The organism is Brachybacterium sp. GPGPB12 (genome assembly GCF_038396325.1).
In the GTDB taxonomy this organism is placed as follows: Bacteria; Actinomycetota; Actinomycetes; order Actinomycetales; family Dermabacteraceae; genus Brachybacterium; species Brachybacterium conglomeratum.
The window spans coordinates 582581-602065 of the sequence record NZ_CP149573.1 but is presented as its reverse complement, the minus strand read 5'-3'; the positions used below and the strand labels follow the sequence as shown (position 1 = coordinate 602065).

The 19485-nt window shown below is 73.5% G+C and carries 16 protein-coding genes and 7 pseudogenes; 13 read left to right on the top strand and 10 right to left on the bottom strand.

The genetic code is table 11. The annotated features are described in order from the left end of the window. Positions 1 to 87: 87 nt before the first annotated feature. From WKH84_RS03330 to WKH84_RS03275, 12 genes and pseudogenes are all read left to right on the top strand, one after another. Positions 88 to 582: pseudogene (locus WKH84_RS03330) on the top strand (hypothetical protein); the annotation flags it as partial. 79 nt (positions 583 to 661) lie between these two features. Next, the gene (locus tag WKH84_RS03325; RefSeq protein WP_341855619.1) at positions 662 to 2935 is read left to right on the top strand and encodes an RsmD family RNA methyltransferase; all 2274 of its coding nucleotides are present in this window, start codon (positions 662 to 664) and stop codon (positions 2933 to 2935) included. 500 nt (positions 2936 to 3435) lie between these two features. After that, positions 3436 to 3918, top strand: a complete 483-nt coding sequence (locus tag WKH84_RS03320) for a hypothetical protein (RefSeq protein WP_341855618.1) — start codon at positions 3436 to 3438, stop codon at positions 3916 to 3918. After that, positions 3891 to 5078 (top strand): HNH endonuclease signature motif containing protein, encoded by a 1188-nt coding sequence (locus WKH84_RS03315; RefSeq protein ID WP_341855617.1) that lies wholly within the window; start codon positions 3891 to 3893, stop codon positions 5076 to 5078. Before WKH84_RS03320 ends, WKH84_RS03315 begins: the two co-directional genes overlap by 28 nt. Positions 5079 to 5097: 19 nt before the next feature. Next, entirely contained in the window at positions 5098 to 5292 is a 195-nt protein-coding gene (locus WKH84_RS03310) for a hypothetical protein (RefSeq protein ID WP_341855616.1), read from the top strand. Continuing rightward, positions 5289 to 5669 (top strand): DUF3224 domain-containing protein, encoded by a 381-nt coding sequence (locus WKH84_RS03305; protein ID WP_341855615.1) that lies wholly within the window; start codon positions 5289 to 5291, stop codon positions 5667 to 5669. Before WKH84_RS03310 ends, WKH84_RS03305 begins: the two co-directional genes overlap by 4 nt. Positions 5670 to 5700: 31 nt before the next feature. Then, entirely contained in the window at positions 5701 to 6192 is a 492-nt protein-coding gene (gene coaD, locus WKH84_RS03300) for a pantetheine-phosphate adenylyltransferase (RefSeq protein WP_341855614.1), read from the top strand. Between the two features lie 4 nt (positions 6193 to 6196). After that, positions 6197 to 6784: a YceD family protein gene (locus tag WKH84_RS03295; RefSeq protein WP_341855613.1), complete on the top strand. Its 588-nt coding sequence runs from the start codon at positions 6197 to 6199 to the stop codon at positions 6782 to 6784. After that, on the top strand, positions 6784 to 7536 hold the full coding sequence (rnc, locus tag WKH84_RS03290; protein ID WP_341855612.1) for a ribonuclease III: 753 nt from the start codon (positions 6784 to 6786) through the stop codon (positions 7534 to 7536). The genes WKH84_RS03295 and rnc overlap by 1 nt, the downstream gene beginning before the upstream one ends. Positions 7537 to 7540: 4 nt before the next feature. Next, a pseudogene (locus tag WKH84_RS03285) lies at positions 7541 to 7894 on the top strand (DNA-formamidopyrimidine glycosylase family protein); the annotation flags it as partial. A gap of 121 nt (positions 7895 to 8015) precedes the next feature. Then, on the top strand, positions 8016 to 8480 hold the full coding sequence (locus tag WKH84_RS03280) for a zinc finger domain-containing protein (RefSeq protein ID WP_341855611.1): 465 nt from the start codon (positions 8016 to 8018) through the stop codon (positions 8478 to 8480). A 99-nt stretch (positions 8481 to 8579) separates the two neighbouring features. Beyond that, positions 8580 to 9175, top strand: a pseudogene (locus WKH84_RS03275) (response regulator transcription factor). On the opposite strand, the gene WKH84_RS03270 reads toward WKH84_RS03275, so the two are convergent. From WKH84_RS03270 to WKH84_RS03225, 10 genes and pseudogenes are all read right to left on the bottom strand, one after another. Then, complete coding sequence (locus WKH84_RS03270) at positions 9087 to 9965, bottom strand: histidine kinase (RefSeq protein WP_341856759.1); 879 nt, start codon at positions 9963 to 9965, stop codon at positions 9087 to 9089. The pseudogene WKH84_RS03275 and the gene WKH84_RS03270 sit on opposite strands and share 89 nt — an antisense overlap. A 559-nt stretch (positions 9966 to 10524) precedes the next feature. After that, positions 10525 to 11886 (bottom strand): annotated as a pseudogene (gene cydC / locus WKH84_RS03265) (thiol reductant ABC exporter subunit CydC); the annotation flags it as partial. Between the two features lie 43 nt (positions 11887 to 11929). Continuing rightward, complete coding sequence (locus WKH84_RS03260) at positions 11930 to 12652, bottom strand: ATP-binding cassette domain-containing protein (RefSeq protein WP_341855610.1); 723 nt, start codon at positions 12650 to 12652, stop codon at positions 11930 to 11932. Beyond that, positions 12571 to 13611 carry an ABC transporter transmembrane domain-containing protein gene (locus WKH84_RS03255; protein WP_341855609.1) on the bottom strand — a complete coding sequence of 347 codons (1041 nt, stop codon included), beginning with the start codon at positions 13609 to 13611 and terminating at the stop codon, positions 12571 to 12573. Before WKH84_RS03255 ends, WKH84_RS03260 begins: the two co-directional genes overlap by 82 nt. Further along, entirely contained in the window at positions 13608 to 14123 is a 516-nt protein-coding gene (locus WKH84_RS03250; RefSeq protein WP_341856758.1) for a cytochrome d ubiquinol oxidase subunit II, read from the bottom strand. Before WKH84_RS03250 ends, WKH84_RS03255 begins: the two co-directional genes overlap by 4 nt. Positions 14124 to 14241: 118 nt before the next feature. Further along, positions 14242 to 14379 (bottom strand): annotated as a pseudogene (locus WKH84_RS03245) (cytochrome d ubiquinol oxidase subunit II); the annotation flags it as partial. Between the two features lie 100 nt (positions 14380 to 14479). Next, positions 14480 to 14683 (bottom strand): annotated as a pseudogene (locus WKH84_RS03240) (cytochrome d ubiquinol oxidase subunit II); the annotation flags it as partial. After that, positions 14641 to 15204, bottom strand: a complete 564-nt coding sequence (locus WKH84_RS03235; RefSeq protein WP_341856757.1) for a cytochrome ubiquinol oxidase subunit I — start codon at positions 15202 to 15204, stop codon at positions 14641 to 14643. The pseudogene WKH84_RS03240 and the gene WKH84_RS03235, both read right to left, overlap by 43 nt. Next, a complete protein-coding gene (locus tag WKH84_RS03230) occupies positions 15135 to 15725 on the bottom strand; it encodes a cytochrome ubiquinol oxidase subunit I (protein ID WP_341855608.1) in 591 nt (196 codons plus the stop codon). The genes WKH84_RS03235 and WKH84_RS03230 overlap by 70 nt, the downstream gene beginning before the upstream one ends. 53 nt (positions 15726 to 15778) lie before the next feature. After that, positions 15779 to 16267 carry a cytochrome ubiquinol oxidase subunit I gene (locus WKH84_RS03225; RefSeq protein ID WP_341855607.1) on the bottom strand — a complete coding sequence of 163 codons (489 nt, stop codon included), beginning with the start codon at positions 16265 to 16267 and terminating at the stop codon, positions 15779 to 15781. Between the two features lie 334 nt (positions 16268 to 16601). Here WKH84_RS03225 and WKH84_RS03220 point away from each other — a divergent pair. Next, a pseudogene (locus WKH84_RS03220) lies at positions 16602 to 19270 on the top strand (Rne/Rng family ribonuclease). Positions 19271 to 19485 lie beyond the last annotated feature (215 nt).

Below are 19485 nucleotides of genomic sequence, written 5' to 3'. Positions count from 1 at the left end.
CCACGGAATCATAGCCCAGATGCCCCGGCGCCTGAAGAGGATGGCCCGTCCACAGTCCTGTGGAGTCCCTCACGATGTCGCAGGGCAATGGCACGATGGGCACCGCACCAGCACTCTACCGGGATGGAAGGGGTCGCCACGATGGCCAGGAAGACCAGCACCACGCGCGGCTCCATGCCGCTGACGGAGCTGCTGGTCTCCAAGGAGTCCAAGGCGATGGCCTCCTTCGGCGTGCGCGATCTCGACGCCATGCTCCGCTTCGTCCCGCGCCGCTACGTCGAGCCCGCCCCGCTGCGCTCCCTGCGTGAGATCTCCGAGGGGCAGGAGGTCAGCGCCATCGTGCAGGTCGAGTCGTTCCGCTCGCGGCAGATGAGGTCCCGCTACGGCTTCATCGTCGAGGCCACCGTCTCCGACGGCTCGGACGAGCCGCCGCTGACCTTCTTCCTTCCCAAGCGACACCACGTCGAGTGGTACGCGAAGCGCCTCCCCGTCGGCGCCACCATCGGCGTGCACGGCGCGGTGGGCCGGGACGACTACCGCGGCGGCCTCCAGCTCACCCATCCCGACTTCGAGGCCGTCGAGGACACCGAGGAGGGCCGCGCCTGGGCGCGGCTGTCCGCGCCCCGTCTACCCCCTGAAGCAGAACATCTCGCTCGCGACGATGCGCTCCGCGATGGAGAAGGGCCTCGAGTTCGCCGGCTCCGCCACCAGCGCCGTCCCCGCACAGATCCTGCGTCGCCGGAGCCTGCCCGACCTCGCCGAGGCCGCCCGTCTCGTCCACACCCCGCTGACCATGGACGACACCCGCCGTGGCATGGCCCATCTCCGCTTCGAGGAGGCCTTCGTCCTCCAGGCGATCTTCGCCCAGCGCCGCGCCCAGGACGAGCGCACCCCCGCCCCGCAGCCGCGCGCCGAGGGACCGCTCCAGCGGCTCTTCGACGAGCGCCTGCCCTTCTCCCTCACCGACGGCCAGCGCGAGATCGGCGACCTGCTCGCCGAGCGCATCGGCAACGGCCACCCCACCAGCGCCCTCCTCCAGGGCGACGTCGGCTCCGGCAAGACCGTCATCGCCCTGCGCGCCATGCTCCGCGCCGTCGACTCCGGCCACCAGGCCGTGATGCTCGCCCCCACCGAGGTCCTCGCCGAGCGGCACCACCGCACCGTGCTCGAGCTCCTCGGCGAGCTCGGCCGGGCCGGCCAGCTCGACGGTGCGCCTGAGGCGACCAGGGTGCGCCTGCTCACCGGCTCTCAGCGCACCTCCGCGCGCCGCGAGACCCTGCTCGACGTGACCTCCGGCCAGGCCGGGATCGTGGTCGGTACCCACGCCCTGCTCACCGAGGGCGTCGAGTTCGCCTCCCTCGGCCTCGTCGTGATCGACGAGCGGCACCGCTTCGGCGTCGACCACCGTCGGCGGTCGCGCGCCAAGGGCCCGCAGGGTCAGAGTCCGCACGTCGTGGTCATGACCGCGACCCCAATCCCGCGCACCGCGGCGCTCGCGACCGTCGGCGACCTCGACGTGCTCACCCTCGCCGAGAGTCCCGGCCGCCGCGCCGGCGTCGAGAGCTTCGTGGTCCACGAGAAGCTCCCCGCCTGGGAGCGGCGCATGTGGCGGCGCGCCGGCGAGGAGATCCGCGCGGGCCGACAGGTCTTCGTCGTCTGCGCCCGGATCGACGAGGACGAGGCCGACGACACCCCCGCGCGACCCGTCCTCGACGAGAACGGCAAGGAGAAGACCCCCGCCCTCGACCCCGCCCGCGGCGTCGTCCAGACCGCCGAGCGTCTCGCCTCCCGCCCCGAGCTCGCGGACGCCCGCATCGGCGTGCTCCACGGCCGGCTCAGCGGCGAGGAGAAGCAGCTGGTCATGGAGCAGATGGTGCGCGGCGAGCTCGACCTGCTCGTCTCCACCACGGTGATCGAGGTCGGGGTCGACATTCCCAACGCCTCGGTGATGATCGTGCTGGACGCGGAGCGCTTCGGCGTCTCCCAGCCGCACCAGCCGCGCGGCCGCGTGGGCCGCGGCGAGCATCCCGGCATCGCCTTCTTCGACACCTGCGCGGTCGTGGACGAGGTGCACTCGCGGCACCTGCGCGCGATCGCCGATGCGCCCGACGGCTTCGCCCTGGCCGAGCTCGACCTGCGCCGCCGCGGCGCCGGCGACCTGGTGGGGGAGGAGCAGTCCGGCGTGCGCCGCACGCTGAAGCACCTCGATGTCGCGCGCGACGCCCGCTGGATCGAGGCCGCCCGCGAGGACGCCTTCGCGCTCGTCGCCGAGGACCCCGAGCTGGACGGCCATCCCGAGCTGGCCGCCGCCGTCGCCGCGCGGCGCGCGATGCCGACCCCGACGTGGAGAGGAGCTGACATGCCGCGGATCATCTCCGGCACTCTCGGAGGGCGCACCATCCCCGGCCCGCCCGGGAAGGGCACCCGGCCCACCTCGGACCGTGTGCGCGAGGCCCTGTTCAGCCGCCTCGACGGCTGGGACGCGCTCGTGGGGGCCCGGGTGCTCGACCTGTATGCGGGCACCGGCGCGCTCGCCCTCGAGTCCCTCTCCCGCGGCGCCGCCCATGCGGTCCTCGTCGAGGTGCACGGGCCGACGGCCCGCCAGCCGCGCCGCACCGTCGCGGACCTCGGACTCTCCGACCGGGTCGACGTGCGCGCCGGGAAGGCCCGCGCCGTCGCCGCGGGCCTCGGCGGACACGGCGCGACCCTCGTCTTCCTCGACCCGCCCTACGACGTCTCCACCGACGAGCTCGAGCGGCTCCTCGTGACGCTCCGCCCCGCGCTCACCGACGACGCCCTGGTCGTCCTCGAGCGCTCCTCCCGCGACCGCCCCGTCGAGTGGCCTGACGGCTGGGCCGATGACGGCAGGAAGACCTACGGCGAGACCGTCTCGCAGTTCGGCGGGCCGCTGGTCGAGGACGAGACCGCGGGCTGACCGCCGTCCCGCCGGGACCGCGACGCTCGCGTCTCCCGCGACCCGGCATCACGCCCGCAGTCGCCTCGGCTCTCGTCGGCCGCGCCTCGAGGCGCACCTGCACTCCGTCCACATCGATCTGCCCGCACTTCTCGGTCCGGCAGAGCTCCATCCACAATTCAGGACCACCCCTTGCGTCCGTCGCGCATTTGTGTATTCCGGCAAGGGGCAAGAATTCGTCCTGGTGGGACGCGAGAGGCGAGGTGAGGCATTCGCGGGGTGGAGAGCCCGACGCTCGTGCTTCACGCACGCCGACCCTGATCTGCGCAGGTGGCCCGCGAGTATCCACACGATGTGGAATGACTGTGCATTTGGTGCGAAGTTTCCTCCCCGCATCCCGGTTATCCACAAATTAGGGCAAGATGACGGCACGTCTGGAGTATGTCGGATATTGGTCGTAGAATGAGAAGCACGGAGCGGTCGACGAAGAACGCTCATCAAGACGCGGGGGAGGAGGAGCAATGGGAGACGACCCACGCCTCGACGTCCCGCCGCGCGCCGCATCTGCCCGCCCCAACGTCCCTGTTGCCTCCATCCCTGCCGCCACTGTCCGCCCGGGCGAGCCTCCGCGCCGCCCCGTGCGGGCTCGCCGGCCCCTGACCCCGCAGTCCCTCGTCGAGCGCGCCGACGTCGCACCCCGCACCGCCGAGGCGGAGACGGTGTTGCGCATCTACCGCCGGCGCCGCGAGCAGCAGGCCGCCTTCTACGTCGCCGAGATGCAGGACCTCGCCTCCCTCTGGACCGAGGAGGACGAGGACGACGAGAAGGCCCTGCACGCACTCGCCGCCGCGGCGGGCCTGCGCACGAAGCTCGGCCGGGGCGAGGTGCGGGCGCGCGACGCGCACGTCGCCGTCACCGACCTGCCCGCCTGCTTCGCCCGTGTCGGCGCCGGGGAGCCGCCGGTGGACTGGTTCGAGTGGGCGCTGCGCGCGTCGCGCGCCTGACCTCCCACCAGCGCCGCCAGGTCGACGAACGGGTCGCGACCTGGCGGCTCGACGCGATCGACGTCGAGCGCTTCTACCGCGAGTCGCGTCTGCTGATCGACTGGTTCGGCCGCGCCGCCATGCAGGAGACGCCCGGTGAGCGGCGCGCCGTCCACCTCACCCCGTCCCCGGACGGCGATGGCACCGGTCGCCTCACCGTCGTCGGCCCGATCCCCGAGCTCCTCGCGCTCGGCCGCCGTCTCGACGGCGCCGCCCGCGCCGTCCAGGACGCTCAGCGCCAGGCGCTCGAGACCGGAGCGCCGATCCCCTTCGACCTCGACGGCGACGTCGCCCGCGAGGGCCGGCCCATGCCGCTTCCCGCGCCGCGCTACGCGGTGATGACACGCTCCCCGCTCGCGACCGGCGGCGTCGAGGTGCCCGAGCCCGCCTTCCGGATCTCCGTCGTCGTGCCGATCCTGACCCTGCTGGGCCGCTCGCATGCGCCCGCGACGCTCGACGGCACCATCCCGATCCCCGCGCGCATGGCCCGCGAGCTCGCCGCGAAGGCGCCGGCCTTCGAACGCGTCCTCGCCGACCCGGCCAGGGGCGGCTACGCCCCCGCCGCCTCGAGGACCTACCGGGTCAGCCGCGCGATGGCCGAGAACCTGCGCCTCATCGACCCGGTCTGCGCCGTCCCCGGCCGCGACTGCAACGTCATGACCCTCGGCGAGAGCGACCACATCGAGGAGTTCGACCTCGAGCACCCCGCCCGCGGCGGACCCACCACGATCGAGAACCTGCACCGCCTCTGCCGCCGCCACCACCGCATGAAGACCGCAGGCATCCTCGACCCGGTTCGGGACGAGACCACCGGCGTGACCCGGTGGAGGATCGGCGAGCTCGCCGTCTGCGACTCCAGGCCCGACGGCGACCTCGTCACCCGTGAGCTCGGCCAGCGGCTCCGCCGCGCCTGGGAGCAGTACGAGGCCGATCTCGAGTTCGAGGCGATCCTGCACAGCGGCGCGCTCGACGAATCGCCGCAGGAGCGACTCGACGCGATCGAGGAGCAGCGCTGGGGCGAGCATCTCCTGGAGTACTGGTCCCGCCCCGACACCGGCGGCGCCGACCCCGGCCCGCCCGGCCTCGATCCCCGCGACGGTCGCGGCCCACCGCCCTTTTGAGCCCGCGTACCCTGGCGCGATGACGCGCACCCTCGACGAGCTCGACTGGCCGCCGCACACCGACCTGCTCACCCTCCGCCGCGGCCGGAGCGAGGACGCCCACGACCTCGGCTGGTTCGACCAGTCCCACTTCATCCGCGACGTCCGCGCCGTCACCGGCATGACGCCTTTGTCCTACGCCCAGCGCACCGGCGACGACATACTGGAGCCATGACCAGCCACACCGCCTCCTTCACCGTGCAGATGGCCCCTGGCGCCCCGATCGACGGCGCCGCCGATCGCTTCTCCCTGATCAAGACCTGGACCGGCGAGGCCGAGGGCACCTCGCGCGGCACCATGCTCACCGCCGGCGACCCCGAGACCGGCGGCGCCGGCTACATCACCAGCGAGCTCTTCGAGGGCGACCTCGGCGGACGCACCGGCACCCTCGCCCTCCAGCGGCTCGGCACGATGACGGGCGGCGCGCCCGCCCTGCAGTACGTGATCGTCCCCGGCTCCGGCACCGGCGACCTCGCCGGCACCACCGGCACCCTCGAGATCGGCGAGATCCACGACGACGGCCGCCACGAGGTGCGCTTCACGCTGGGCTGAGCCGCTCCCCGCCCGCACTAGAGTGACCGCCATGACCACCGTCGTCCTGCCCGGCTCCTTCGACCCCTTCACCCTGGGCCACCTCGACCTCACGCGGCGCGCGACGGCCCTCGGCCACCACGTGATCGTCGCCGTCTCCCACAACCCCTCCAAGAAGGGGCCGCTGGACCTCGAGCGGCGCACCGCAGCGATCCGCGCCGCGCTCGCCGACGAGGGCCTCGCCGAGCAGACAGAGGTGCGCACCCTGCCCCGCGGCCTGCTCGTCGACTTCTGCCGCGAGGTCGGCGCGGGCGCCGTCGTGCGCGGGCCGCGCTCCCAGCTCGACCTCTCCTACGAGGAGCCGATGGCGCGGATGAACCACCACCTCGCCGGGACCGACACCGTCTTCCTCCTCACCGACCCGTCCCTCGCCCACATCTCCTCCTCCCTCGTCCGCGAGGTGCACGCCCTCGGCGGTGACGTCTCCGACATGCTCCCCGCCGCCTCGCTGGAGGCGCCGCGCACCGCCTCTGACCTACGCTGAGCAGATGACCACCGACGCCATTCCCACCTCGCCGCTCGACGACGCCCTGCGCTTCGACGCCGTCGATCTCGTCGGCCGCACCGGCACGCACCGACGCGTCGAGCACACCGTCCCCGCCCCGGCCCGCGAGGCCGGCGGCCTCGCCATGCAGGTCTCCGAGGGCGAGCCCATCGCGATCGAGCTCGAGCTCGAATCCGTGGTCGAGGGCATCTACGCCCACGGCACCGTCACCGCGCACCTCGAGGGCGAGTGCTCGCGCCGCCTCGACCCCGTCGACCAGGACATCGCCACCCGCTTCGACGAGCTTTTCCTCTACCCCGAGAAGGTCAGGGCCGAGGAGCGCGAGGACTCCGTCCTGCTCGTCGACGACGAGGTGCGCCTCGGCCCCGTGGTGCGCGACGCCCTCGCGATGGAGGCCGACGAGCGACCCCTGTGCCGCGAGGACTGCCCGGGCCTGTGCGCCCAGTGCGGCTTCCGTATGGAGGACGACCCCGACCACCACCACGAGGTCATCGACGAGCGCTTCGCCGCGCTGAAGGGCCTGTTCGACGAGGACCCGAAGGACGACGACGCGCAGGACGGGAAGGCCTGATGGCGCGCAGGCGCCGCGCCGCCGAGGCCGCCGCCCCGCAGGGCCTGCTGGACACGCCGCCGCTGGACGCCGGGCAGGCCGCGGACCTCACGGACTCCGGGTCGCTCGATCTCGCGCTCACGCACCGCTCCTACTCCTACGAGCACGACGGCCTCCCGCACAACGAGCGGCTCGAGTTCTTGGGCGATGCCGTGCTGCAGCTCGCTGTCACCGAGCACCTCTACGCCGCCCACCCCACGCCGCCCGAGGGCGACCTGGCCCGGCGCCGCGCCGCGACCGTCTCGACCCGGGCGCTCGCCGTGATCGCCTCCCGCCTCGACCTCGGCGCCTACGTGCGCCTGGGCCGCGGGGAGGACCTCACCGGCGGCCGCGCCAAGGCCTCGATCCTCGCCGACACCACCGAGGCCGTGATCGGCGCGGTCCACCTCGCGCTCGGCCAGGACGTCTCGCGCCGCTTCGTGCTGGACCTGCTCAGCCCGATGCTCGACTCCGACGAGTTCCTCGAGGCGGGCTACGACTTCAAGTCCCGCCTGCAGGAGATCGCCGCCGCGGAGGGCAAGGACGTGGTCTACGCGCTCACGGAGTCGGGCCTCGAGCACCAGAAGACCTTCACCGCGACCGTCACCGTCGAGGGGGTCGTCACCGCCCGCGGCGACGGCGCCTCGAAGAAGGACGCCGAGCTCGCCGCCGCCCAGAACGCGGTGAGGGGCGTCCTCGCCGAGCGCGGCGAGTCCCTCATCCCAAGGGGCTGACCCGGTGCCCGAGCCGCCCGAGGTCGAAGTGGTGCGGCGCGGCCTCGAGCCCCGCACCGTCGGCCGCACCATCACCGCGCTCGAGGTGCTCGAGCCCCGCTCCCTGCGCCGACAGGCCGGGGGAGAGGACCGCCTGCGCGCGGCCCTCGTCGGCTCCCGGCTCACCGCCGTGGTGCGGCGCGGGAAGTTCCTGTGGTGGCGCCTCGCGGAGCCGGGCGGGGCCGAGGCCGGGGAGGCGCTGATGGCGCACCTCGGCATGAGCGGACAGCCGCGGATGAGCACGCCCGACGCGACAGCCGCGCCGTCGGTGGAGCTCTCCGAGGGCCCCGCCTCCCACCCGCTGCGGCACCGCCGCGTGAGCCTGCACCTGGACGACGGGGCGCGGCTCGACTTCGTCGACCAGCGGATCTTCGGCGGGCTGTGGACGAGTCCGCTCCTCGAGGCGGAGGGCGGGGCGCTCGCCGGCGTGGGCAGTCCCGATGCCCTCTTCGCCGGAGGACGCCACGCACATCGCGCGCGACCTGCTGGATCCGGCCGCGGACCTCTCCGGTATCGCCCGTGCGCTGCGCTCCCGGCGCGGCGCAGTCAAGACGCCGCTGCTGAACCAGGAGATCGTCTCCGGGATCGGGAACATCTACGCCGACGAGGCGCTGTGGGCGGCGCGGATCCGGTACGACACCCCGGGCGCGGCGCTCGGCCCCCGCCAGGCGCCGGCGCTGCTGCGCGCCGTCCGCGACGTGATGGAGCGGGCGCTCGAGGTGGGCGGGACGAGCTTCGACGCGCTGTACGTGAACGTCGACGGGCGCGGCGGGTACTTCGCCCGCGGCCTCAACGCCTACGGCAAGGAGGGCGAGCCCTGCCCGCGCCGCGGCACCGTGATGCGGCGCGTGATGCACGCGAACCGCTCCTCGCACTTCTGCCCGCGATGCCAGCGGGGACGCTGAGACCCGCGTCGTCCCCGGTGCGATAGATTTCGACGTGCCCGCCGAGATGAGGAAGGACGCCACGTGACAGCGACCCAGCAGGACGGCCCGATCCGCGTGATGCTCGTCGACGACCACGAGGTGGTCCGCCGCGGCATCGTCACCGCGATCGACGCGAGCCCCGCCCTCACCGTGATCGGCGAGGCGTCCTCCGTCGCCGAGGCGACCCGGCGCCTGCCCGCCATCCGGCCCCAGGTGCTCGCTTGTCGACCTCCAGCCGCCCGACGGCACCGGCATCGACGTCATGAAGGTCGCCCGCGAGCTCGACCCCGAGCAGAGGATGCTGGTGCTGACCAGCTTCGACGACGACGCCGCGGCCGCGCGAGTCACGCGCCGCGGGCGCCGCCGGCCTGATGCTCAAGTCCGCGCGCTCCCAGGAGATCGTCGAGGCGATCCAGGCCGTGCACGCCGGCCGCCCCGTCTGGCCCGCCGATCACGTCGAGGACGGCCCGGACCTGTCCGAGTCCGACCAGCGGATCGTCGAGCTGATCGGCGACGGGCACTCCAATCGCGAGATCGCGGGCGCCCTCGGCATCGCGGAGAAGACGGTGAAGAACCGCGTCACCGTCATCCTGCAGACCCTCGGCATGCGGCGCCGCACCCAGGTCGCGGCAATGGTCGCGGCCCGCCGACGGGCGGGCTGGAAGCCGCAGTAGGCCTCACGCCACCGGCGGCTGTCACCCGCCAGGAGATCATCGTGCCCGGCTCGAGGGTGATCGCGTCCACCCAGCCCGAATGGCGCCGGGCCCGCGAGGACATGTTCGCGAGCCCCGAGCGGCGCCGCACCGTCGGGTCGATGCCTCGGCCGTTGTCCGAGACGTTCACCTGCACCACCCGGTCCACGCCCTCGGAGAACACGCTCACGGAGACCGCGACCGCGCTGGCATGCGCGTGACGGGCGGCGTTGGCGAGGCACTCCCGCACCACCGCGACGACGTCGTCGGCGATCTCCGGCGGCGGCTCCGCGTCCATCTCCGCGGGATGCGGGGGCAGGCGCAGCGAGGGCACGAAGCCGAGGCCGGCGGTCGCGAGCCCCACCTCGCGGCGCAGCCGCTCGGTGAGCGTCGCCTCCGCCCGCTCCCGGCGCAGCGACTGCACGATCAGCCGGATCTGCGCGACCGCGTTCTCGACCCCCTGCACGGAGGCCGCGACCGAGGAGCGGATCCGCGCCTTCGATGGCGTCACGTCCGGGGAGCCGAGGGAGTCCACCAGCCCCTCGAGCTCCATCCCCACCGCGAACAGCTCCTGGATCGCGAGGTCGTGCAGATCGCGCGCGATCCGTCCGCGCTCGTCGTCGATCTCGGAGTCGGCCTGCAGGGTCGGGACGCGCAGGGTGAGGCCGACGAGCCCCGCGAGCGCGTCGAGCCGCTCCCGGTCCGCGGCGGTGAACTCCTCGGAGCCCTCCGGGCGCGGCCCCGAGCGACCCGGTGCCGTGCTCGGCCGCATCTATCACGGCGAGCATCACGCGCCAGCTCTCCTCGCCGAGGGCGAAGGTCTCGACCCGCTCGAGAGCATCGGCGTCGGCCTGCTCGAGCGCCACGCCGATCGGATGCGCCGCGGGCACCTGCTCGCCGAGCAGGGCGGGGGCGTCGGGCCCGTCGACCATCTCGATCGTCCACGCCTCGCGGTCCAGGGGCATCACCAGCACGGCGCCGCGGGCGCCGAGATCGGTGCGGGCCGAGCGGAGCATCAGGTCCAGCAGGTCCTCGGTCTCCCCGCCGGCGAGCACGGCGCCGGCGAGGTCCTGGATGCGGGGGCGGTCTCTCATCGGGGCTCTCCGATCCTGAGGACGGGCGTGTCGGCGGGGACCGCCTCGGGGCGATGGGTGACGACGACGACCGTGGACGAGGCCGGGACGAGGGACTCGTCGCCCGGGGTGAGCGGCGCCGCGAGCGGCGCGTCGCCGCGGGCGGTGTCCAGGTGCTCGGTCGGCTCGTCCAGCAGCGAGCACCGGTCCGCGACGCACCACGGCGCGGGCCAGCAGCAGGCGGCGCCGCTCGCCGCCGGAGACCGTGGTCCCGTCGGGGCCCAGCATCGTGTCGAGCCCATGGGGGAGGGTCGCGAGCCAGTCGTCGAGGCCGACGGCGGCGAGCGCCGCGAGGGCCTCCTCATCCGTCAGGTCGCCGCGGACGACGCGGAGGTTCTCCCGCGCCGTGGTCGCGAAGACATGCCCGTCCTCGGCGAACATCGTCACCGCTTCGCGCAGGGAGGCGGCGTCGGTCGAGACCTCGCCGCCCAGCGGGACGAGGAGCCCGGCGAGGGTCGCCAGCGGCGTCGACTTCCCGCCGCCGGAGGGGCCGACGACCGCGAGGCGGGAGCCGGGGGCGAGGTCGAGGTCGAGGCCGCGCACGCACGGAGCGTCGGGGGACCAGCCGGCGGTGAGGTCGCGGGCGGTCAGGCTCGCCGTGGCGGGACGCTCGGCGGGGACCGGGGCGGAGCCGTCGCCCTCGCCGCCCTCGCTGATCAGGGCGTCGAGGCGCTCCGCGGCGGCGCGGGAGCGAGCGTGCTGGGTCGCCGCGGCGGGCAGGGCGGTCGCCGCCTCGAAGGAGGACAGCGGCGGCAGGAGCAGGATCCCGATCTGCCCGGCGGAGAGGTCCCCGGCGGTCCAGGCGGCACCCGCGGCCAGCAGCGATCCGGTCACCGCGAGGACCATGCTCGCGGGCACCGCGGCGGCCGCGAGCGCGGCGGGGCGGGCGGCCCGGTCGATCGCGGCGTCGTGCGCGGACTGCGCGGCGGCGAGGCGGGCGAGGGCCGTCTCGAGCCGCCCGTCCACCCGCAGCGAGGTCGCGTCGTCGAGGATCTCCAGGGAGTGGGAGGTGACGTCGCCGCGGGTGGTGAGCACGGCCTGCTCGGTGAGCGCGGCGGCGCGGTGCGCGAAGTACGGCGCGGCCACCGCCGCCAGCAGCAGCGAGGCCGCCATCGCGGCCGTCGCGGGCAGGGACAGCGGTGCGAAGGTCGCCAGCACCACGACGAGCATCACGGCTGCGACCAGGGCGGGCACGATCGCCTTGATGACGTGGTCGCCGAGCTCCTGCGCGTCATCGCCCAGCCGGGCCAGCGGCTCGCCGCGCCGCGACCGCGTCAGGGCGTCGTCGGTGCGGGAGGCGAGCGCCGTGAACAGCGAGGTGCGCAGCGAGACCACGCCCCGCGCCGCCACGTCGTGGGTGAGCATCCGCTCCAGCCAGCGGAACACGCCGCGGGAGACGCCGAGGGCGCGCACCATCACCACGGCGACGGTCAGGTCGAGCACCGGCGGCATGGTCCAGGCGCGGGTGACCAGATAGGCGGAGACCGCGGCGAGCGCGAAGGCGGAGCCGAGGGTCGCGACCGCGGCGAGGACCGCGGCGAGGAGCCGCGCGGGCGGGATCGCGAGGGCGCGCTCGGCGCGGCGCGCGGGGCGGCCTGGGCGGTCATGCGGCGACCTCCGCTCGCGAGTCGACGGAGACGATGTCGTCGGCCGCCTCGACGAGGCGGGAGCGGTGGGCGACGACGAGCACGGTGCGGCCCTGGGCGCGCGGCTCGCCCAGCAGGTCCAGCACGATCTGCTCGGCGGCGCCGTCGAGATGGGCGGTCGGCTCGTCGAGCACGACCAGCGGGGCGGGGAGAGCAGGGCGCGGGCCAGCGCCAGACGCCGCCGCTCGCCGAGGGAGAGGCCCTGTCCGCGGCGGCCCAGGTCCGCGTCGAGTCCGCGGCGGGCGATGACGGCGTCGAGGCCGACGGCGGCCGCGGCGGCCCCGAGCTCGTCGTCGTCCGCGTCCGGGCGGGCGGCGGCGAGGACCTCGCGCAGGGTGCCGGGCGGGAGCACGGGCCGCTGGGGGAGCAGCGCGATCTGGTCCCAGAGGCGCGCGGCGCTCCAGCTCGCGCACGTCGGTCGCGGTGCCGTCGGCGGCGATCACCTCGGCGCGGCCCTGCTCGGGCTCCAGCAGGCCCAGCGACACCTGCACGGCGGTGGTCTTCCCGGCGCCGGAGGGGCCGGTCAGCGCGGTGATGCGGCCGGGGCGGACCTCGATCTCCGCCGCGTGCGGGGCGAGCCCGTCGCGCGAGGCGACGCTCACGCCGCGCAGGGCGAGGGTCGCGCCGGCGAGGTCGGGGGCGGGACGGGTCCCGTCGGCCGGGGCGTGCTCGTCGAGCACCTCGAAGGCCGCGCCGACCGCGGCGAGGCCGTCGGTGGAGGAGTGGTACTGGGAGCCGACATTGCGCGCGGCTGGTACACCTCGGGGGCGAGGACCAGCACCGCGAGCGCCGGGGCGAGGTCCATCTCCCCGTAGACGAGCCGCATGCCGATCGAGACGGCGACCAGCGCCACGCACAGGGTCGCGAGCGGCTCGAGCACCATCGAGGAGAGGAAGGCGAACTTCAGCGAGCCCATGGCGGAGGAGCGGTGGCGGTCGCCGAGGGTCTCCACCACCCGCTCCGGGCCGCGCTCGCGGCCGAGGGCGCGCAGGGTGGGCAGGCCCTCGACGAGGTCCAGCGGCTGGGACCACAGGGAGCGCATGTCCGCCAGCGACCTCTCGGAGCGGCCCACGGTCATCTTCCCCACCAGGATCATGAACAGCGGCACGAGCGGCAGGGTGACCAGGGCGATCACGGCGCTGAGCGGATCGAGCGACCCGATCGTCAGCAGGCACAGCGGGGTGACCGTCGCCGAGAGCATCAGCTGGGGGACGTAACCCACCAGATAGGGGCGCGACTTCTCCAGCCCCGTCGTCGCCAGCGCCGTCACGTCCGCGCCCCGGCCGGCCCCGGCCCGCGGGCCGAGCCGGGCGGCGTGGGCGAGGACGCGGGCGCGCAGATCGCTGATCGCGGCGGTCGCGGCGCGGTGCGCGGTCGCCTCCTCGACCAGCACCGCCCCTGCCCGCACGGCGAGCGCGAGGACCAGCAGGGCGAGCATCCCCGGGGCGTCCGCGGGGAGGTCCCGCTCGACGAGCAGGCGCGCGCCGAGGTGCGCGATCACCAGCGCCGTGACGATCACGGACGCGGCCTGGACGAGCCCGAGGACCACGGTCCGCGCGACATGGACGCGCGCGGCGCGCACCTCCCGGACCAGACGGGGGTCCAGGGGCGCTCGCCGCGCGCGCGTGGGGGTGCTCACTCCTGCCCGAACGCTTCCCGGTAGCCCGCCCGGGCCCTCCGGGCGAGGTCCTCGCCGGGCGCGGGGGAGTCCTCGTCGGTGATCCGGTGGCGGAAGACCCGGTAGGTCCAGATCGTGTACGCGATGACGACCGGCGACAGGATCGCGAGGGCGATCAGCATCACCGTCAGCGTGTGCTCGGTCGAGGAGGCGTTCGCGACGGTGAGCGAGTTCGCCGGATCGTTCGAGGCCGGCATGACGTACGGGAACAGGCCGCCGAACAGGGTGATCGTCGCCGCGGCGATCGCGGTGGTGGTCGCGCCGAAGGCGAGGCCCTCACGACGGGCACGGCCCAGCGGCACCACCGCGATCAGCGCCGCCGCCGCGATCGCGAGCGGGATCAGGGTCCACGGCGTGTTCGAGTACGCGAGCTGGAACCACAGCAGGTACGCGGCGCCGGCCACGATCGTCGGCCACACGAGCCGGCTCGCGAGGCGGTGGGCGTCCTGGCGCAGCGGGCCCTCGATCTTCAGGGTCAGGTACAGGGTGCCGTGCGGCCAGAACAGCGAAGACGAACACGAGCCCGCCCAGGAGCGCGAAGGGGTTCAGCAGTCCCAGCAGCGAGGTGGTCACCCAGTGGTTCTGGTCGATCGCGACGCCGGCGACGATGTTCGAGAAGGCCACGCCCCACAGCAGGGCCGGGGCGAAGCCGCCGATCACGTGCACCACGTCCCAGGAGGTGCGCCAGCGGTCGTCCTCGTGCTTCTCGCGCCACTTGAAGGCGCACACCCGCACGATCAGCACCAGCAGCAGGAGCAAACAGGGCGAGGTAGAAGCCGGAGAACAGGGTGGCGTACCACTCGGGGAAGGCCGCGAAGAGCGGCGCGCCGCCGGTGATCACCCACACCTCGTTGCCGTCCCAGACGGGGCCGATGGTGCGCAGGATCGTGCCGCGGGTGCCGGGGCCGCGGCGCCAGAAGGCGGCCACGTTCATCTGCACGCCGAAGTCGAAGCCCTCGAGCACGAAGTAGCCCAGGAAGAAGAAGCCGATCAGCGCGAACCAGAGGGTCTGCAGGACCGTGGGGTCGAGCATGGTGTCCATGAGCAGGTGGGTCCCTTCTCAGTAGTCGAAGGAGAGGGTGGGCGTGTCGAGCTCCTCGGTCTCCGGGTCCCGCGCGGCGGCGGCGCGCCCTTCAGCGCGGCCTTCTGCATCATCCGGAACCAGATCACGGCGAGGACGCCGTAGACGAGGGTGAAGGCGACCAGCGAGGCGAGCACCATCCACGAGGGGTGGGCGGAGACGCCCTGCAGGGTCATCAGCCGCACGGTCGGGTCGTCGGGATTGGGGTGGACGACCCAGGGCTGACGGCCGATCTCGGTGAACACCCAGCCGGCGGAGTTGGCGAGGAAGGGCATCGGGATCGCGAGCACGGCGAACCACTGGAAGGCCTTCGACCCGGTGGTGCGGGCGTTCTCGCCCTTGCCGCGGGTGACCCACAGCGCCCAGAAGGCGAGCACGCCGCTGAACGCGGCCAGGCCCATCATCAGGCGGAAGGACCAGTAGGTGACGAAGAGGTTCGGGCGGTAGTCGGCCTCGACCTCCTCGCCGTGGATGTTCGTCGCAGTCTCGCCGAACTCCTGCTTGTACTGGGCGTTGAGGTCGTCGACGCCCTGCGCGTCGCATCGAAGCTGTGGGTGGCCAGGAACGAGGTCACGTACGGAACCTCGATCAGGTGGGTGACGTCCCCGCACTGCTCGGCGAAGGCGTCGGGGCCGCCGATGGTGAGGATCGAGAAGCTCGCACCGGTCTCCGTCTCGCACAGCGCCTCGGCCGACGCCATCTTCATCGGCCGCTGCTTGAACATGATCTGGGCCTGGAAGTCGCCGGAGATCACCAGCACGATCGCGGAGACGAACATCGCCACCACCCCGAAGCGGACGGTGGGTCGGTAGAGGTCACGGGCGGCCCGGTGTCGCTCCTGGCCCTCCTCGGTCTCCAGCCCCATCTCGCGGGCGGCCCGGTGGTGCCTGACCATGTGCCAGGAGGCGACTCCGGTGAGGAACGCGCCGGCGACGAGCCAGGCGCCGGAGACGACGTGGGGGAAGGCCGCCATCGCCGTGACGTTCGTGAGCACGGCGAGGATCGAGCCCTGCGAGGGATCGAGCTCGGCCCGCCCCGTCTCGGGGTTCAGCGGCCGCGCCGACGGGATGCTTGCATGAACGAGTTCGCGGCGATGATGAAGTAGGCCGAGAGCGTGGTGCCCAGCGCCACCGCCCAGATCGTCAGCAGGTGGATCTTCTCGGGCATCTTCCCCCAGCCGAAGATCCACAGCCCCAGGAAGACGGACTCGAGGAAGAAGGCGGCGAGGCCCTCCAGCGCCAGCGGCGCCCCGAAGACGTCGCCGACGAAGCGGGCGTACTCGGACCAGTTCATCCCGAACTGGAACTCCTGCACGATGCCGGTGGCGATGCCGATGCCGAAGTTCACGATCAGCATCGAGCCGAAGAACTTCGTCATCCGGGTCCAGGCGTCCTTGCGCACGGGATCCTTCGCGAACACGGCACGGGTGTTCATGATCGCGACGAGCAGGGACAGCCCGATCGTCAGCGGCACGAAGATGAAGTGGTACACGGTGGTGATGCCGAACTGCCACCGTGCCAGGTCGAGGGCTTCCATGGATCCTCCCGAGTGGACGACACGCTGTCATGAAAACTAGAGCGGCCGCGCGCACCGCCCCGGGGACCATGGTCCCCCTTCCGCGGCGGCAGATGCACGCTGTGCCATACTGGCCGAGGCACTCTCCTGCTCCGTACCGGGCGGGGGAACCTCCCGGCGTCGTGACGTCGAGCACCGGCCACGCGGACTCACCGCGACCGCAGTGCTCCCCGCGATCGGCATCGCAGCGCTCCCGCGTGGAGCCGCGCGACGGCGAGGGCCAGAGACTTCCGTCCCCAGGGACGATGACCAGAAGGGGCCAGGGTGCGCTGGCCCTCCAGAAGGAGACGGCCGCATGGCTGACAGCACCCAGATTCCCGAGAACGACGCGTCGAACGACGGAGCACCCCCGGCACGGCGACGCCGCCGCGCGGGAGCCCCGGCCGGCGCCCCCGCCGTGGCCCCGGAGCCAGGCCGCGGCGGCGCCCGAGGACGCCGCGCCGCGCACCGTCGTCGCCCCCCAGTCCGAGGAGCCCCTCGAGCCCTCGCCCGCCGCGACGACGCGCCGTCGCCGCCGGGCCGGGGCGCCGGCGGGAGCGCCGACCTTCCAGGCGCCGACGGCCCAGCCGACGGAGGAGCCGGAGCCCGCCGCGAACCCCGTCCTGGACGATCTGAAGGCCCTCGCCTCCACGACCGGGACCGCGACCGAGACCGATACCGCCGCCGAGCCCGAGGTCGACGAGGACCGGGCGCGCCGGCGCGAGCAGGTCCAGATGGACTTCGCCTCCCTCCTCTTCCAGGCGCCGACCCCGCGGCCCCGCACCACCGTCGCCCCGCAGGACGAGGACGACGAGGACTCCCGCGACGAGGAGGAGGCCGAGGAGACCCGCGACGAGGACGCCCAGCCCTCGCGCCGCGGCCGGTCCCGCGGCCGCTCCCGCCGCTCCTCCTCCCGCGAGCAGGACGCGCCGCGGGACGAGGACACGGACCAGAACGACTCCGAGGACACCGACTCCGAGGGCGAGGACGACAGCGCCGACGGCTCCGCCGAGAGCGGCTCGGGCTCCTCGCGCCGCCGCCGGCGTCGCGGGGGCCGCGGCCGTCGCGGCCGCGGGCGCGGGGAGGACGACTCCCTCAGCGGCGACCGCGGCGCCGAGGACAGCTCGCAGGAGGACTCCTCCGAGGACGAGGAGACCGAGGACGGCTCGGGCGAGGAGGGCTCCGGCTCCTCCTCTGGCGGCTCGAGCTCCAGCTCGCGCCGTCGCCGCCGTCGCCGCCGCTCGGGAAGCGGCGGGGACGACGGCTCCTCCCCGGACGATCCGCCGAACACCGTGGTCAAGGTGCGCGAGGCGCGCGACGAGGTCAAGGCCGTCAAGGGCTCGACCCGGCTCGAGGCCAAGCGCCAGCGCCGCCGCGAGGGCCGTGACGCCGGCCGTCGCCGCGGCGTGATCACCGAGGCGGAGTTCCTCGCCCGCCGCGAGTCCGTCAAGCGCTCGATGGTGGTGCGCGAGCGCCAGGGCGAGCACCCAGATCGCGGTGCTCGAGGACGACGTGCTCGTCGAGCATTACGTCGCCCAGAAGTCGCAGACCTCGATGGTCGGCAACGTGTACGTCGGCAAGGTCCAGAACGTCTGCCCTCCATGGAGGCCGCGTTCGTGGACATCGGCAAGGGCCGCAACGCCGTGCTCTACGCCGGCGAGGTCAACTGGGACGCGGTGGGCCTCGAGGGCCAGCCGCGCCGCATCGAGCTCGCGCTGAAGAGCGGCGACCCCGTGCTGGTCCAGGTCACCAAGGACCCGATCGGCCACAAGGGCGCGCGTCTGACCAGCCAGATCTCCCTGCCCGGCCGCTATGTCGTGTTCGTGCCCGGCGGGTCCATGACCGGCATCTCCCGGAAGTCGCCCGACACCGAGCGCAACCGGCTGAAGAAGATCATGCGCCAGATCATCCCCGAGGACGCGGGCGTGATCGTGCGCACCGCCGCCGAGGGCGCGAGCGAGGAGGAGCTCACCCGCGACGTCGAGCGCCTCACCGCCCAGTGGGAGAAGATCCAGAAGTCCCAGAAGTCGCGGTCCGCGCCCGTGGCGCTCTCGCAGGAGCCCGACATCGCCATCAAGGTGGTGCGCGACGTCTTCAACGAGGACTTCACCTCCCTGGTCGTCGAGGGCGGCAAGGTCTACGACGACGTCCACTCCTACGTCTCCGAGGTCGCCCCCGACCTGCTCGAGCGCGTCACCCGCCATGTCGGCGAGAAGGACGTCTTCGCAAAGAACCGCATCGACGAGCAGCTGCTGAAGGCGATGGACCGCAAGGTCTACCTGCCCTCCGGCGGCTCCCTCGTCATCGACCGCACCGAGGCGATGACCGTCGTCGATGTGAACACCGGCAAGTTCACCGGCTCCGGCGGCTCCCTCGAGGAGACCGTCACCAAGAACAACCTCGAGGCGGCCGAGGAGATCGTGCGCCAGGCCGCGGTCGCGCGACATCGGCGGCATCATCGTCATCGACTTCATCGACATGGTCCTCGAGGCGAACCGCGACCTCGTGCTGCGGCGCCTCGTGGAGTGCCTGGGCCGGGATCGCACCAAGCACCAGGTCGCCGAGGTGACCTCGCTGGGCCTGGTGCAGATGACCCGCAAGCGCGTGGGCCAGGGCCTGGTGGAGACCTTCTCCACCACCTGCGAGCACTGCCACGGCCGCGGCATGACGGTCGACATGGACGCCGACGGAGGCCACAGCCACCCCCAGGGCGGCGGCGGCGGCGGAGGCGGCGAGGACGGCTCCAAGGGCTCCTCGCGCCGGCGCGGCCGGCGCGGACGCGCCGGGGCGAAGGACGAGGACGAGCACGGCGGCGACGCCGGCGGCTCCGAGGAGTCCGGCGACGTCCACCGCCTCGCCGACGACGAGGACAGCCGTGCGCTGACCCGCGCGACGATCGCCTCGATCGCCGCCGCCTCGGGCGACCACAGCCAGCCCGAGGTCGTCGTCGACGGCCAGGTGGTCGATCCCGACGGGGACCAGTGACCTGTTCCACACGGTGTGACGGCGTTCTCGCTGGTCGGGGCGTGTCCCATGGTTGACCGGCTGTTCACGGGATCGTAAGCTGTCCCCTGGCGCAAACGCGTCGCAGTCGTCGTCCGGTGGACATCGCGCGACCGCATCTCCCGCCCGGCTCCCCGGCCGGGAACGGTTGACGGTCGCAGGTCCGCGGTGGTCACCCGAGTGGGCGCACGACTCGA